The sequence below is a fragment of the Priestia sp. FSL H7-0729 genome (genome assembly GCF_038005685.1).
Lineage (GTDB): Bacteria > Bacillota > Bacilli > Paenibacillales > Paenibacillaceae > Paenibacillus.
Genome location: NZ_JBBOTQ010000017.1, coordinates 55,380 through 70,974, shown reverse-complemented (window position 1 = coordinate 70,974; position 15,595 = coordinate 55,380). Strand labels below are relative to the sequence as shown.

At 47.2% G+C, this 15,595-nt stretch carries 16 protein-coding genes; all 16 read right to left on the bottom strand.

The genetic code is table 11. The features are described from left to right. Positions 1 to 32 precede the first annotated feature (32 nt). The gene (locus MHH93_RS25290; protein WP_500056258.1) at positions 33 to 563 is read right to left on the bottom strand and encodes a hypothetical protein; all 531 of its coding nucleotides are present in this window, start codon (positions 561 to 563) and stop codon (positions 33 to 35) included. Positions 564 to 602: 39 nt separating this feature from the next. After that, on the bottom strand, positions 603 to 1,907 hold the full coding sequence (locus MHH93_RS25285) for an amidohydrolase (protein WP_500056257.1): 1,305 nt from the start codon (positions 1,905 to 1,907) through the stop codon (positions 603 to 605). Continuing rightward, on the bottom strand, positions 1,894 to 2,547 hold the full coding sequence (locus MHH93_RS25280; RefSeq protein WP_500056256.1) for a redox-sensing transcriptional repressor Rex: 654 nt from the start codon (positions 2,545 to 2,547) through the stop codon (positions 1,894 to 1,896). Before MHH93_RS25280 ends, MHH93_RS25285 begins: the two co-directional genes overlap by 14 nt. 218 nt (positions 2,548 to 2,765) lie before the next feature. Continuing rightward, positions 2,766 to 5,627, bottom strand: coding sequence for an ATP-dependent DNA helicase DinG (gene dinG / locus MHH93_RS25275; RefSeq protein WP_500056255.1), 2,862 nt, complete (start codon positions 5,625 to 5,627; stop codon positions 2,766 to 2,768). A 141-nt stretch (positions 5,628 to 5,768) separates the two neighbouring features. After that, entirely contained in the window at positions 5,769 to 6,416 is a 648-nt protein-coding gene (locus MHH93_RS25270) for a tetratricopeptide repeat protein (protein WP_500056254.1), read from the bottom strand. A 93-nt stretch (positions 6,417 to 6,509) separates the two neighbouring features. Further along, positions 6,510 to 6,893 (bottom strand): aspartate 1-decarboxylase, encoded by a 384-nt coding sequence (gene panD / locus MHH93_RS25265; protein ID WP_017687742.1) that lies wholly within the window; start codon positions 6,891 to 6,893, stop codon positions 6,510 to 6,512. Further along, positions 6,886 to 7,782 (bottom strand): pantoate--beta-alanine ligase, encoded by an 897-nt coding sequence (gene panC, locus MHH93_RS25260; protein WP_500056253.1) that lies wholly within the window; start codon positions 7,780 to 7,782, stop codon positions 6,886 to 6,888. Before panC ends, panD begins: the two co-directional genes overlap by 8 nt. Continuing rightward, positions 7,779 to 8,654 (bottom strand): 3-methyl-2-oxobutanoate hydroxymethyltransferase, encoded by an 876-nt coding sequence (panB, locus tag MHH93_RS25255; protein ID WP_339307347.1) that lies wholly within the window; start codon positions 8,652 to 8,654, stop codon positions 7,779 to 7,781. The genes panC and panB overlap by 4 nt, the downstream gene beginning before the upstream one ends. A 347-nt stretch (positions 8,655 to 9,001) precedes the next feature. Beyond that, on the bottom strand, positions 9,002 to 9,979 hold the full coding sequence (locus tag MHH93_RS25250) for a biotin--[acetyl-CoA-carboxylase] ligase (protein ID WP_500056252.1): 978 nt from the start codon (positions 9,977 to 9,979) through the stop codon (positions 9,002 to 9,004). Further along, on the bottom strand, positions 9,966 to 11,264 hold the full coding sequence (locus MHH93_RS25245; RefSeq protein ID WP_500056251.1) for a CCA tRNA nucleotidyltransferase: 1,299 nt from the start codon (positions 11,262 to 11,264) through the stop codon (positions 9,966 to 9,968). The genes MHH93_RS25250 and MHH93_RS25245 overlap by 14 nt, the downstream gene beginning before the upstream one ends. A gap of 63 nt (positions 11,265 to 11,327) precedes the next feature. Next, the gene (bshA, locus tag MHH93_RS25240; RefSeq protein ID WP_500056250.1) at positions 11,328 to 12,488 is read right to left on the bottom strand and encodes an N-acetyl-alpha-D-glucosaminyl L-malate synthase BshA; all 1,161 of its coding nucleotides are present in this window, start codon (positions 12,486 to 12,488) and stop codon (positions 11,328 to 11,330) included. A 99-nt stretch (positions 12,489 to 12,587) separates the two neighbouring features. Further along, positions 12,588 to 13,286 (bottom strand): bacillithiol biosynthesis deacetylase BshB1, encoded by a 699-nt coding sequence (gene bshB1 / locus MHH93_RS25235; protein ID WP_500056249.1) that lies wholly within the window; start codon positions 13,284 to 13,286, stop codon positions 12,588 to 12,590. Next, the gene (gene mgsA / locus MHH93_RS25230; protein WP_017687735.1) at positions 13,283 to 13,723 is read right to left on the bottom strand and encodes a methylglyoxal synthase; all 441 of its coding nucleotides are present in this window, start codon (positions 13,721 to 13,723) and stop codon (positions 13,283 to 13,285) included. Before mgsA ends, bshB1 begins: the two co-directional genes overlap by 4 nt. Positions 13,724 to 13,735: 12 nt before the next feature. Next, complete coding sequence (gene dapB, locus MHH93_RS25225; protein WP_500056248.1) at positions 13,736 to 14,539, bottom strand: 4-hydroxy-tetrahydrodipicolinate reductase; 804 nt, start codon at positions 14,537 to 14,539, stop codon at positions 13,736 to 13,738. Positions 14,540 to 14,618: 79 nt separating this feature from the next. Next, entirely contained in the window at positions 14,619 to 15,143 is a 525-nt protein-coding gene (locus MHH93_RS25220) for a tetratricopeptide repeat protein (RefSeq protein ID WP_500056247.1), read from the bottom strand. Positions 15,144 to 15,193: 50 nt separating this feature from the next. Beyond that, complete coding sequence (locus MHH93_RS25215; protein ID WP_017687732.1) at positions 15,194 to 15,523, bottom strand: nucleotide pyrophosphohydrolase; 330 nt, start codon at positions 15,521 to 15,523, stop codon at positions 15,194 to 15,196. Positions 15,524 to 15,595: the final 72 nt, after the last annotated feature.

Genomic DNA, 15,595 nt, shown 5'->3' with positions numbered 1-15,595 from the left:
TATGATTCTCTAGCTAAGTTACTCTATCGGTTCTAACTGTTCGGGAGTGTATAGACCAAGTCCACCTGTTCTCCATTGCTAAAACGATAAAACCGATAGTGGTTATGCGTACCGTCTTTATAATACACTTGCCACACATATATTCCATTCACAACACCGGGCATGATTCGTTTAATCTCACCGGCAGGAACTTCGGAGCCAAAGCGATTGCGTATCTGTGCTTCGGACATGCCATTCTGCAGCAGCTCACTGTGTATAGCGTTAGCACCCTTAGCGGGTTGATTGTTTGCATCGAATTTAACCCAGACCATAACATCCTGGTTATCCTTATTTTTGCCGGTCAGGGTCCAGTAGATGTTGTCAGAGCCTTCTTTATCTCCCCAGATGTACTTACGCAATTCATCATGAGATGTAATGCCCAGTTGCTCCTGTGCTGCCTGTATGGCGAGCGCTTCTTCCTTGCGTTGGTCCTGTGTGACATACACGTAATAACGCTGAAGTCCAAACAGAATCAGAACCAGTGCAAGCAGCGAAATCCATATCCACTTCTTTTTTTTCTTCAAAAGCCGAACTTCCTTTCCCTATGATGCTCTGCAATGCAATTAACGAGCAAGCAAACCATCAAATGCCAATTGAGACTCACGCAAAATGCGCTCTTCATCCAGCGTCAGACATTCGCCATGTTTAACCACTTGTTTACCGTCCACCCATACGTGCTCCACATCTTTGGCAGAGGCCGAATAGATCGTATGTGAGATCAGGTCTGTATGTGGGTAGAAGTGTGCCTGTTCAATGTCCAGGGCGATGAAATCAGCCTTCATGCCTACCTGAAGCGCTCCGGTGTTGTTCAGGAAGATGGATTTAGCACCATATGAAGTTCCGAGTAGTAACGCTTCGCCCGCTGGCACGGCCGTCGGGTCACCAGACACACCTTTGTGGATCAATGCAGCCAATCTCATTTCCTCAAACATATCCAAGTTGTTGTTGCTTGCCGGTCCGTCTGTTCCGAGTGACACCGTAACTCCTGCTTTCAGCAGTGCTGGTACCCGCGCAACACCGGAAGCAAGTTTCAGGTTACTTCCCGGGTTATGGGATACAGCCACATCATGGCGGGCCAAAATTTCAATCTCTTCATCATTCAGATGCACCGCATGTGCAACCAGGGATGGACGGGAGAAAAAGCCCAGTTTCTCCAGATGTGCCACAGGACGCAGTCCATAGTCTGTAACGTTCTGTTCCACTTCACGCAGCGTTTCCGACATATGTGTATGCAGAGGAAGGTTAAGGTCATTTGCGACCTGTACAAGCTTCTCTATGTAGTCAGGAGGGCATGTATATGGTGCGTGTGGTGAGATTACGGTTGTGATGCGACCATCTGCCTGTCCATTCCACTCACGTGCAAACGCTGCCGACTCCTCCAGTTTCCGCAATTGCTCTTCTTCCGAACACAGCCCGATTACACCACGTGCCAGTGCTGCTCTAACGCCGGATTGTTCCACCACTTTGGCAACTTGATCCATGTGATCATACATGTCCAGGAAAGCTGTAGTTCCACCTTTCAACATTTCAAGCACAGATAGCGAAGTTCCCCAGTATACGTCTTCTGAAGTCATTTTCGCTTCCATCGGCCACATTTTTTCTTGCAACCATACTTGCAACGCCAGATCATCTCCGTGCCCTCTAAGCAATGACATCGCTGCATGACCATGCGTATTGATCAGACCCGGCAGGAAGAACAATCCTTTTCCATCCACTTTGGTACAATTCTCGTCTCCATCCGGCAATGTCTCACCAATATGCACAATCTTGTCATTCTCGACAACCATGTATCCTTGAACTACATTCCAAGTTGCGCCTTCATTCACGGCAAATTTGCCGTTGTGGATTACCCATCTATTTGTTGTCATCTTGCTCGTCGTCCTTTCCAGTCTCCAAGTAATAGGCCAAACTTAGCAGATCCGTTGTAAAGTCAGCATGGTGAATGCGGATGTGCGGCGGTGTTTTTAGAATAGTTGGTGCAAAATTAAGTATCGCTTCGATTCCGGATTCAATCAGCTGATCAGCTACATTTTGGGCTTCCGTATCCGGAACGGTAATAATCCCGATGCGGATGTTATCCGTTTTAACCGCTTCCGTTAATTCGTTCATTGGTTTTACCTTCAAACTGTTGATTTGACTACCAATCTTCGGTCCATATGCATCGAATACAGCAACAATCTTCATGTTGTCTTTCAGATATGCGTTGTAGTTGGACAAGGCCTGTCCGAGGTTACCCGCGCCTACCAGAGCTACATTGATTTGCTGATCGATTTTGAGAATGTGACGAATCTTCTCGATCAAATAGGAAACATCATACCCGATCCCTTTACGACCAAAATCACCGAAATAAGCCAGGTCTTTTCGAATTTGGGCCGGATTCAGATCCAGCCGCTGTCCAAGCTCTTGAGAAGAAACAGTAGCCACCTCACGCTGATGTAACTCGCTCAAATAGCGCAAGTATACAGGCAGACGTCGTACCACCGCTTCCGAAATTTTATCCGATTTCATTTTTGCTCCCCCTTACCAAGCCTACAATAAAATAATAGATGAAAAGATGAGCATTCTGTATAAACTCAGAGATAGATGTGACATTTTATACAGAATGCTCCTTGTAATTTAGGTTATAAGTTCTTACGTGCAACTGCTTTAATCGGATACGGAAATATCTAATAAAGTTTAACGCCAATCGATCATGTCATGCAATGATATAACGAAAAAAACAACCATTATTCTTGTTCATTAGCAGATTTTTCTAACCACTCGGTAATTCGTGGAACCATCTGCTCCGTGAGCATATGCTCCATTTTTGGACCAGGTAATGAATATAAAAAGAATTTACCATAGTACGCTTCAATCACCCGAGTATCATAAACAATGACAATACCTCTGTCCTTCGCTGTACGCACCAATCGGCCAAATCCTTGCTTGAAACGTATGACCGCTTGTGGCACGGACAGTTTCATGAACGGATTTTTCTTTTGTTCCTGAAGCAACTCACTCTTGGCTTCCACCAAAGGATGATTCGGCGGCTGGAAAGGCAGGCGCACAATAGCGAGACAGGTCAGTGCTTCTCCCGGGATATCTACACCCTCCCAGAAGCTGCTGGTGCCCAGAAGTACCGTAGCTTTGGCATCCTGGAACCTGCGAGTCAACTTGGAGCGGCTTCCACTGTCCACACCTTGGCCCAACAACGAGATGTCATTACCAGACAGTGCCTCTTTCAGCGGATCATAGACCTGTCGCAGCATCTTGTATGAAGTAAACAGAACCATCATGCGTCCACGCGTGGCAATTGCGGTCTCTGCGAGTGACTGCACCAGCATATTGACAAAGTGCGCATCACCCACACTGCCCTTCACACTCGGGAAATCACGCGGAATTACGAGAAGCGCCTGATCGCGATAATTGAATGGTGACGGTAGCATCGACGTTAACAGCCGGTTATTCTCAGAGGCTTCCTGTAAGCCAAGCTGCTCAATCATGAACTGGAATGACTTATCCACGGAGAGTGTAGCCGATGTAAGCACAACGCTTTTCTTTTTATCAAAAAACAAATCCTTAAGTTGTGCACTGACATCTACAGGTACGGCATACAGTTGAAGCGATTTACTGCGGAACTGACCGCTGGCTTCCATCCAGTACACCGTTTTCGCATCATCCATACGCATGAAGAAACGCAGATTCTCCTTCAATGTGGTCAGATCTTTCAGCAGTCCTGTAATGTCCGTGATCAGACTATCTGATTGATAATCATCCTGATCCTCTTTCACCTCAAGCAGCAATTTGTCCCCTTTGCGAACCAGATCACCCAGAGTTACATAGATCTGATTCTCCAGATCCTGCAACTCCTGCCATTTTGCAGGTTTTTGAGAGGCCTTTAGACGCAGTGAAAATTGCCCTGTCTCGCCTGGTGAAGCATCACTTCGTTCAGGCAACAGACCGAACAGGGCATCACTCATTCGATCCCACAGTTCTTTAACCTCAACCGCCAGCGGGAACATCTGATCCACCATGGAGCCCCATTGCGCCGAATTCTCATGCCCGGATAACTGCGAACGAAGCATAGGCAGTTGTCCATTACGACTGTCTTTAAACAGACGGGTCAGGGTATGAACCAACGTGAAATATTTCATATGCATTCCAAGATGCTTACCCGCTACATCCTCGAGATGATGGGCCTCATCGATCACAAGACTCTCATAGGCTGGCAACAGCTGATGCGCTGCTTTCACATCCGTAAACAGTTTGGAGTGATTGGTAATGACGATATCAGACAACCCGGCCTCATGTTTGGCGCGATGATAGAAACATTTGCGGAACCATGGGCAGGATCTTCCCAGACATGACTCGGATTCGCTCTGTACCGTTTCCCAGAAGTCGCCTCCGCGTCCGCTAAGGTTAAGCTCCTCATCATCTCCAGTTTCGGTCTGTGTAAGCCAAACGATCATCTGAGCGGCTGTGAAATAATCCTCTTTGGGTGTGGCAAATTCACGTTTATTGATTTTGTGTTCAAATTTGCGCAGGCACAGGTAATGTCCACGTCCCTTGAATACAGCAGCCTTAAACGGAAACGGAACCACTTGGGTCAGCATTGGAATGTCCCGCTCTCTCAATTGCTCCTGCAGATTGATCGTATGCGTGCTGACCATGACTTTCTGTTCTTGCTTCACACTTTCGTAAATAGCAGGTAACAGATAACCCAGAGATTTACCGGTACCCGTTCCAGCTTCGATCAAGAGATGTTTCTCTTCATCCAGGGCTTGCCTTACACTGCTGAACATCTGAGTTTGCGCTTCACGCTCTTCGTAGTGATCCAGCGTATCCTTCAGGTTCTCCCGAACCTGGTCCATGAATTGTTCGAAGGTTACACCTTCGAGGGGATTGCCCTCCCGCTCATCACGTGGTGCACCAATATCAGTCCAATCGCTTACATTCAGAGCAAGCTGCCGATAATAGGTGTGTCCATCGAGATCCTGGATCGGCTCTGCTTCCTTCTCACTGCGCATCCCGTCCAGGAACCAGCCTAAGTCACTGTCTTCTGGTGCAAACAGGTCACTGAGGCGCTGAATCGTTATGAGCGGTAGTTCCTTTAACTCATCCAGACACTTGAGCAGCACATAGGCTGTCGCCAGTGCATCACTGTCTGCCTGATGAGGGCGATCATGTTGAAATCCAAATTCAGAAGACACATAACCGAGTTGATAAGAACCCAGTGATGGGAACGTAATCTTCAGAAAATCAATAGTATCCAGAATACGGCCAGTGAACGGCAGATAACCGCAACGGTCAAGAGCATTCTGCAAAAAGTGAAAATCAAAAGCGACGTTGTGTCCAACAAGCACTACATCGTTAAGTAGCGGAACCATCTCCATCATCATCTCTTCGAGTGAAGGAGCGTCCGCCACATCTTCATCGGTAATACCCGTTAACCCCGAAATAAACGGGGGAATCGGGACACCAGGGTTCACATAAGAACTATATATTTGAGTTATGCTGTTGTCATGATCTATGATGGCAAGTCCGGCCTGTATAATCTCACCGTCGGACTGCGTGCCGGTTGTTTCGAAATCCAATACGGCAAATTTCATTGCAATGTACGATCCCTTCCATTCAGTCTATGTTACAGCATAGCAAAAAAAAGGGGATTTGAAAATTAACTGACAAAAAAGCGGTGTCCCCGCCGCTATGCCAAAGGAGGGAACACCGTTTTTTTGTCGCCGAATTCCCGCTTAATGAAGGGTCGTCAGCTGATTAGCATATTGCAATTTTCCCCTGTTCAACCTGCATGCTTCCATGTTGTACAGTGGTTCGGTCAATGTCGGGTCATACTGAAGGGCCTGTGCAAAAAGTGAACATGCAGCCTCCGGATTCGCAAGCTTTGCTTGAATACAGCCTAGGGCATTACATACAAGCCCCTTCAAGCGAGGTGAACCCTTAAGGTACATGATCTGCTGCAAATGTGTCCCTGCTTCCGCCATTTGTTCCAGATTCAGATATGCGAGTGCCAGGTAAAAACGAGTCAATGCACTCTCCGGATGGTCGGTCACAACCCGGGAGAATTGCATGATCGCCTGCGAATACATCTGTAATTTGAAATAGCCCTGACCTCGACTGAAACATTCCAGATGGAGTTCAGGCAGAGCAGTAACAGCTTCCTGTTCCGGTTCAAGGGAAGCAGGCTTATCCATCTCCCGCTCCCTCACCTGGCTCATCTTTTCTTCAAACATCAGCCATTCATCCAGCATTCCGTCACTCATCCGCTTAAGCAAGTTCCACTTTTGCAGCAATTCTTGTTTGTTCAGGCCTTCAGCGGAAGGATAGCTCTTGATAATTTCATCTAACATGTCGTTCATTTCTGCGAAAACATGCTGGAACATCGTTGCATCCCCACCCTTGAAAAAATGGATTAGTGCAGTGACCTGTACTCATTTTTTGCTTCAAGGGCCGATTTCATTCTCCTTACCAGTCGATTACATAATTGTTGCGTGGACTTCCTGCTTCATGGTTTGTACAGGTTTATTCTGTCCATCTACAAATACAACGGTTGGTTTGTGAGTATTTGCCTCTTCTTGCGACATCATGGCATAAGAAATGATAATGACGTTGTCTCCAGGTTGCACCAGGCGTGCAGCTGCGCCGTTTAGACAGATAACCCCGCTTCCGCGCGGTCCTGGAATCACATAAGTTTCCAGACGTGCACCATTGTTGTTGTTCACAATTTGCACTTTCTCGTTTTCCATCAAGTCGGATGTTTCCATCAAGTCTTCATCTATGGTAATGCTACCCACATAGTTCAAGTTGGCTTCCGTTACCGTAGCGCGGTGAATTTTGGATTTCATGAGTGTTCTAAACATGGGACAGTACCTCCGATTTTTGCAACCTTATATTGTCAATCAATCTTGTTTTTCCGAATTTCACCGCAAGTGCAATGAGCAGATCGTCACGTCCTTGAACCTCTTCCTGATCTGCGAGCGGCACCAGACTTGGAAAAGCCTGAATCTCAGCATAGTCGATCACTGCAAGCGATGAGGTTGCAATCTGCTCGCGCAGAATACGACGGATATCTGCAGCGTTTATAGCTATACCCGTATCTGCGGCTTCCTGAGCTGCGCGCAGTGCCTTCGACAGGACCAACGCCTGTGTACGCTGTTCTGCGCTAAGATAGACATTACGTGAACTGAGAGCAAGACCATCCTCTTCGCGGACAATGGGACAGGGAACAATTTCTACAGGCATATTCAAATCATTCACCATCTGTTGAATGACCGCAACTTGCTGAGCGTCTTTCATGCCAAAAAATGCACGCTGTGGTTGTACAATGTTGAAGAGCTTGGAGACTACAGTCGTTACTCCGTCAAAATGTCCTGGACGGGAAGCACCACATAGACGCTCTGTCAATTGTGAAACAGATACCGTCGTCTGTGTTGCCTGTGGATACATCTCTTCAACTGAGGGAATAAATACGATATCCACTCCTTGTGAACGTGCTGTTTCCACATCTCTGGCTTCATCCCGCGGATAACTGTCAAAATCTTCATTAGGGCCAAATTGAATCGGATTAACAAATATGCTTAATACCACGATATCGCTCTGTTGTCTGGCTGCTTGCATCAAGCTTGCATGACCTTGATGTAGATACCCCATTGTCGGTACCAGACCTACAACGGACGCATTGGATCGAATCGCTTGACGCTTCAAGCTTAGCTCCTGTCTTAACTCTGCGATTGTCCGTATTACTTTCATGAGTTACTTCCCACCTTTTCCTTGCGTTGTCCATACAATTGATCCAGAACACCATCCGCAGCATTGAATACATGCTCTTCGGCCGGGAACGAACGATCTTTAACTTCTTTTACGTAAGCTTCGATGCTGGTTCTGATTAATGTACCTACATCTCCATAGGTTTTGACAAAACGTTTGGGCGTATACGGAGAGGCGTACTGAACCACATCGTGGAATACCAGTACCTGACCGTCACAGCCTCGTCCTGCACCAATCCCGATGGTAGGGATGGACAGTTCCTCCGAGATCGCCCGAGCAACTTCTTCCGTAACCAGTTCAAGCACAATGCCGAAGGCGCCTGCAGCTTCCAAAGCTTTGGCTTCGTCCATCAGACGCTTCGCATCCGCTGCATCCTTGCCCTGAATGCGGTAACCACCAATCTGATTAACCGATTGAGGTGTCAGACCGATATGTCCAAGAACAGGCACGCCTGCTTGCACAACGGCTCTCACGGTGTCCGCTATTTCGACTCCACCTTCCATTTTAACCGCATGGGCATGCCCCTCTTGCATCAGTCGACGTACGCCCTTAAGCGTCTCATCCACACTGCCATGATAAGTCATAAAAGGCATATCAGCCACGATAAACGTTTTTTCAGCCCCGCGTACGACGGAACGTGTATGATACACCATGTCGTCGATGGTCACCGGAAGCGTTGAGTTATAACCCAGCACTACATTGCCAAGTGAATCGCCAACCAGGATCAAATCGATACCTGCTTCCTCTGCGAGGAGTGCTGTAGGATAATCGTAAGCCGTGATCATGCTAAGCGGCACACCATCCTGCTTGTATTTTTTCATTTTCACAATATTCATCGCTTGTTTGTTTGCCATTTTCTCTCATGGCTCCTTTCTTCTTTTCAAATAAAACGCAACAAAAAAACCTTTTAGTTTTCCACTAAAAAGTCCCGAAAAGTCAAAAAAGAGTCACTTGCGATCGTCCCTTCTGTCTCGGTCCTCTTCGGCTCAGAGCAGAATCCAACAACTCACTTAAACGTATTTCATTCTTGCATTGCGATCTGCTTATTACAAAAACACATCAAAGCAGAACAAAGGTTACTGTTACGGGAGTGCAATTCGGTCTGCATTAGCCGATATCGCCTCACGAACACAGTATACCAAAGTTCTGCTCAAACTTCACGTCTTATGTTCATTTTACCAGTGAAAATTCGACAAATTGTTTATGATTTCCAGGAAATCTCACCAGAGATGATTAGTGTGTGCTCTCCATCATGCTTCTCCACGATAAGTGCCCCAGAAGGGTCAAGACCGACAGCCTTCCCTTCAATGACGCCATGAGGATTCGTCACTGTAATCTCTCGATTCATCGATACAGACAGGGCCTCCCATAGAGCTGAGATCACACCAAATCCTTCTTTTTGGTACAAATAATACAACTGTTCCAGCTCGGTTAAAATGGCAGCCGTAAGCTTGGTCCGATCAATGGGTTGCCCCGTCTCCATCTTGAGCGAAGTAGCGATTGTGGTCAAATCTTCCGGATAATCCTCGGGATCAAAGTTTACGTCAACACCTATACCTGCAATGCAGTATCTGACTTCATGATCTTCCACCGTGGATTCAAGCAGTATTCCACATACCTTGCGTCCATCAATTAACAGATCATTAGGCCACTTGATGCCCGCATCAGCTCCTGTGCAAGCTCGCACCGCACGACATACAGCCACCCCTGTTAACAGCGTTAGCTGAGGCGTGTGCTGAAGCGGTAAATCAGGACGCAACAGGACGCTCATCCAGATTCCTTTACCCGGAGGAGAGAACCACTTTCGCCCGAAACGTCCTCTGCCTCCCGTTTGTTCTTCCGCAATGACCACAGCACCTTCTCCCTGCCCCTGCTCAGCTAACTTCAGAACATCCCCTTGCGTAGACAAGGTCGAGGTCAGCAGAACAGCCTTACGGCCAAATACGGTTGTATCCAGCGCCAATTGGAGGGCAGTAGCGTCAATGCTATCCGGCTTCGTCACCAGACGGTACCCTTTGCGGGACACAGCTTCAAACTCATAACCCATGTCTCGCAACTTGTTCACATGTTTCCACACAGCAGTCCGACTGATGGACAGATGACGGCTAATCTCTTCACCCGATACGAATCGTCCTTCTGCATTTAATAACATATGTAACAGATCTTCATGCTTGGTCATCTTGAACCACCCGCTTCACTTCTGCACTTAGCGCTTCATGTTGATTCGCTATCGTTCCAATTGCCGTCTCTCTTAACAAATGTTTCATCAGTTGACCCAGCCACGGCCCGCCTTTACGCTGCACCATTTGCAACACTTGTTCGCCAGTGATGTCCAGCCCCTTCAAGTCATGCACAGGGATCGATTGACTCCATTGGGCTGCAAGTTCTTGAACCAAAGCAGTCTGCATTTCTGCCTGTTCGGACTGATTCCGCCATTCTGCTGGCAGTACAGACTGTATTCGAAGCCAATCATCCGCAGCCTGAACACCACAAGCCAAAACAGTAACGATCCAATCCGAACGGAGACTGACCGTATCCTTCTGCTCCTGAACGGAAGTATGAATCAACTGCTCCACCTGAAGGACGCCTGTTATACGAGAACGATGTTCATTGGAGAATGTCCACTGACGTAATAATACATCCGCTTCATCCTTGCTATAACTGCCAGCTATCAAAATGAGTGACCAGCGGAGCATCACATACTCACCTGACAGCTGTTCCAGATCGGATAACAACGTCTTGTTGAATCGGGCCGAGCTTACCGGCGCTTTGATATGCGCAAGCGCATTACTTCTGTATAACAGTTCCAACCCTCTTAATGGATGCGGTCCCGACATCATTTTTACCATCTCGGTCCGTACACGTTCCATCGCTATGTGTTGAAGCAGGTCCTTCTGCCTTATTAGACCTTTCCACGTATTATGAGCAATTTTGAAATCGAATACCGATGCAAACCGGACACAGCGTAGCATCCGCAGTGCATCTTCACCAAATCGTTCCATCGCAGAACCTACACATCTGACTCGCTCTTCCTTAATATCTGTCTGTCCACCGAACGGGTCAACAATTGTCCCGGTGACGCCCATGGCAAGAGCGTTCATCGTGAAGTCACGCCGCTGTAAATCTTCCTTGATATCCTGAACAAACTGCACTGCAGCAGGTCTGCGGTTATCCTGATATTCGGATTCTGTCCGAAACGTGGTCACTTCGAAGTAATAACTGCCTGAACGCACCGTGACCGTTCCATGTTGCAAACCTGTAGGAATACAGTCATCGAACAATTCCATGACTTGCTGGGGAGAAGCAGATGTCGTGATATCCATATCGTCTACAACTCGTTCCAGCAATTCGTCACGAACACAACCACCTACCCAATATGCCTTGTAGCCGTGTTTATTTAAAGTTGTGAGTACATTTTCACTTTGAATTGCCATTTCACGATCAACCTGTGTCCATTGAACCACCACATATCACCTCTTCTCTTGCCTGTTGTGGTATGCACAGTATCATTTCGTCAAAAAATTTGATTAACCGCAAACTGGCTTCAAGTTCGGAACTTCTCTTCCAAGCACGCGGTAATAAATCTGTTCATATTCATGCCGAATGGCATCATTGCAAAAGTCATGATGTGCGCGCTGAAGACACGCCTCCCTGAACTCCGCAGCCAAACGTTCATCTGTTAACAAACGGATGGTGTTCTCAGCCATGGATTGGGTATCTCCGATCGCGGATAAGTAACCCGTCTTGCCATGTAAGACCAATTCCGGAATTCCTCCAGCCTGTGAACCGATCGTGGGTACGCCGCAAGCCATCGCTTCGAGCGCCACAAGTCCGAAACTTTCCTTCTCCGATGGAAGCATCAACACGTCAGCCATGGAGATGACCTGAGCAATATCATCCTGTTTGCCAAGGAAATGAACCTTATCATTTAAGCCGAGATCATTAATCTTCCATTGCATCTTCGGCAAATCTGGCCCTTCACCTACAAATAACAGTTTGGCTGGAACCTGCTCCTGTACCTGACGGAAGACCTCCACCACATCCTGGGTTCTCTTCACCGGTCGGAAGTTGGAAATGTGCATTAATATTTTTTCATCGGGCGCAGCAAAGTCTCTTCGCAGACTGGCTGCATCCCGCGGATAATATATTCGTTTGTCAATAAAATTATAGGTTAGATCGATTGGACGCTGAATATCCAGCAATTCAACCGTTTCCCGAATTAAATCTTTGGATACCGCAGTGACCGCGTCACTTTCATTAATGGCAAGTCGAATCAGATCCTTCAGAGATTCATCTTGAGCCAGAACCGTAATATCCGTTCCATGTAACGTGGTAACTACTTTCAGGCCTTCCCCTACCATCTGTTTCGCGAGAAAGGCACATACGGCGTGTGGTACGGCATAATGAACATGCAGCAGATCCAGCTGCTGAGACTTAGCAACCTGAGCCATCTTCGTTGCCAATGACAGATCATACGGAGGGTAACGGAAAACATAATAATCATTTACTTCAACTTCGTGATAAAAAATATTCTTCTGGAACGTACCCAGTCTGAACGGAATACTGTTGGCAATAAAATGAACCTGATGCCCCTGTTCTGCAAGCAATTTGCCCAGCTCCGTTGCAACAACGCCAGACCCGCCGAGGGACGGATAACAGGTGATGCCGATTTTTAGCTTTTTATCCATCCTGTGGACGCTCCTTTGATCTCCCGCTTCATGCAGGTTGATATAATGCACCATGTTAATGAAACCCTTCGTTTCATTAAACGTAAAATGTGAAATCGTTTATTGGGCACCCGAGCCAAATTGATGAATGACGTAAGGTGTAATTGTAGCAAAACCTTCTGCAAACGGGATGAGACTGCGCTGCCCTAGCAAGGAATCACGGGCTCTTACACGTTCAATATACCCTTGATTCAATGGCGTCGAGACCGCTCCGTCTCCCAGTTCGAATTGGGAACGATAAGAGAGCAATGAAGTTTCTTTTTGCTCATAGTGTTCCGTAATATCGACAATCAAATCCGTAGGCCCGATGTCATTAATAAAGTAAAAATAAAGTTCCTTCACCTGCACGGCAGGCATGTCCGACATGTAGTTGCGAAGTTTGGCGTTAAATACAGCCTCCTGCACAAGCTTACTGCAGTTGACATGATCCGGATGACGATCTTCCCAATACGGAGCAAATACCATCCGAGGGGCATGACGCCGTATCTCAGCCGTTACTGCCTGTACATGTTCAGGAGTAAGATACAAGCCACGGTCAGGAAGCCCCAGATTCGTTCGACACGAAAGACCGAGGACGCGGGAGGCTTGCTCCGCTTCCTCGGTTCTGCGCTCTACTGTTCCGTTGGAGGACATCTCAGCACGAGTCAGATCACACACGCCTACTTTCAAGCCAGCAGCGGTATGTTTAGCAATCGTTCCACCCATACCAATCTCCGCATCATCCGCATGTGCTCCAAAGATGAGAATATCCAGACTCATTCGGAATCACCTGAATTCAATCCAGCCTCCGGCTTGTATTTATGTACCAGCTCTCTCCAGGCAAAATCGCCACGATCCAGTGCCTTAACCAGAATCTCAGCGGTTGCGATATTCGTGGCAAGTGGAATTCCCTGCACATCACAAAGACGTAACAATGCATTGATATCCGGCTCGTGAGGTTGTGCCATCAGTGGATCTCGCAGGAATATAATCAGATCCATCTCATTTTGTGCAACCAAAGCTCCAATCTGCTGATCTCCACCCAATGGGCCTGATTCGAATCGATGAATCTTCAGAGATGTTCCTTCCATAATACGAAGGCCTGTGGTTCCTGTAGAATATAATTGATGGTCCGTAAAAACAGGCTCATATGCTGTCACGAAATTAACCATCTCTTCTTTTTTACGATCATGGGCGATAAATGCTATTTTCAACATGACAATCTCCTTTTAGTCGATAAAGTGGTCAAATCCGTAGATCATTCCTGTATATTCCATAACCTTTTGCACACCAATCTTAACACCAGGCATATAACCTGCGCGCTCGTAGGAGTCATGCCGAATTTTGAGTGACTGTCCATAGTCTCCGAAAACAACTTCCTGTTGTGCGAATACGCCAGGCAATCGTACACTGTGGATTCGGAAGCCGTTGTAATAACCGCCACGCGATCCTTCGATCGTTTCTTCCTCATTCGGGTTACCCTGACGAAGTTCTTCCCGATTGGCAGCAATAAGTTCAGCCGTTTTGATCGCTGTTCCGGAAGGAGCATCCAGCTTCTGGTCCCCGTGATATTCGATAATCTCCACATTCGGCATATGTTTGGCAGCCTGTGCTGCGAATCGCATCATCAGAATGGCACCGATCGAAAAGTTAGGCGCAATAAGCCCTCCAATTCCTTTGTCCTGGCACTGCTTGTCCAACTGTTCAATCTGCTCCGGCGTAAAGCCGGTAACACCCATGACAGGTCTAACCCCATGACGAATCGCAATCTCGGTATGTGCAAACGCATATTGCGGCACTGTAAAATCAACCATAACCTGAGGTTTTGTTTCGGCAAACGCCATTTCGATATCATCAGTCACCAGCACCCCACACTCCGGCAAACCAACTAGGGTTCCTGCATCCGTGCCTGCTCCGGAGCGGTTGACAGCCGCTGCAAGCTCCAATTCCGGGTCCTGAAGTACCAATTTCACAACTTCACGGCCCATTCGGCCAGCCGCTCCGACCACGGCAACTCTAATTACTTCACTCATATTGACTGCATCTCCTCACTATGTTAGATCATTTCGTTGAATCCATTTCAATTCGAAAGAAATCTTTGCAATTGAATTCTTATTGAATGGATTTCATACGTTGCTTGATTTCCTGTAACAACTGATGCAGCTGCTCATTCTGCGGGTCGAGTAAAATGGCCTCACGGAGCGCCTGAATTGCATAGTCAAATTCATTCAAATCACTGTAAGCCAGCGCAAGCATCACATGAGCTTCCACGGAGAGCGGATCAAGTCTGACCGCTTCTTGCAGAAGCGTTGACGCTTCCACATAACGCTCCTGTGTTGCAATCCCTGCCTGCTCCAACAGCAACTTCGCTCTGGAGGTCAATTGTTTCGCTTCCAAGGTCTGCAGATGCAAAATATACTCTTCTGTTCCTGGCGACAATTCAACCGCCTTACGTGCAAATTCAAGCGCCGGAACCAGATGTTTGCTGCGGGCGTGAGTAATGGAACAGCGATAATATAGTTCCGCATGTTTTGGATGAGCGTGAATGGCTGACTCGAACCAACGAATCGCCTGCTCAAAATCATTTTGCAATATACAGCGGTAAGCCTGCTGCATATATTCTTCCGGTTTCATCATTAAGCTGACCCTCCCCGATCGGGTGATGGTACAGCATATGTAATCTACGCCTAATCGGTGTTTTTGGGAGTCCACCGATTGGCATCGCGGGTGTTAAATTTATGCATGACTTTGTCATGCGCCTCAGCTAGATCAATGCCCAGTGAGTTCGCAAAACAAATCGTGATAAATAAAATATCTCCAAGCTCAAGTTCAATGGAATTGGCTGCTTCGGAAGATTTCTTTGGCTTCTCGCCAAACTCATGATTCACTTCCCTGGCAAGCTCCCCAACCTCTTCAGACATCCGGGCCAACATGGCCAGAGGACTGAAATACCCCTCCTTGAACTGGGAGATATACTGATCAACCTCACGCTGCATTTCTGCGATGCTTTTCTCCATGAGAACGGATTCTCCTTTTGAAATGATGTCGTATTTGTTCCTAATAATATCAGTTATTTAGATTCACTTCCA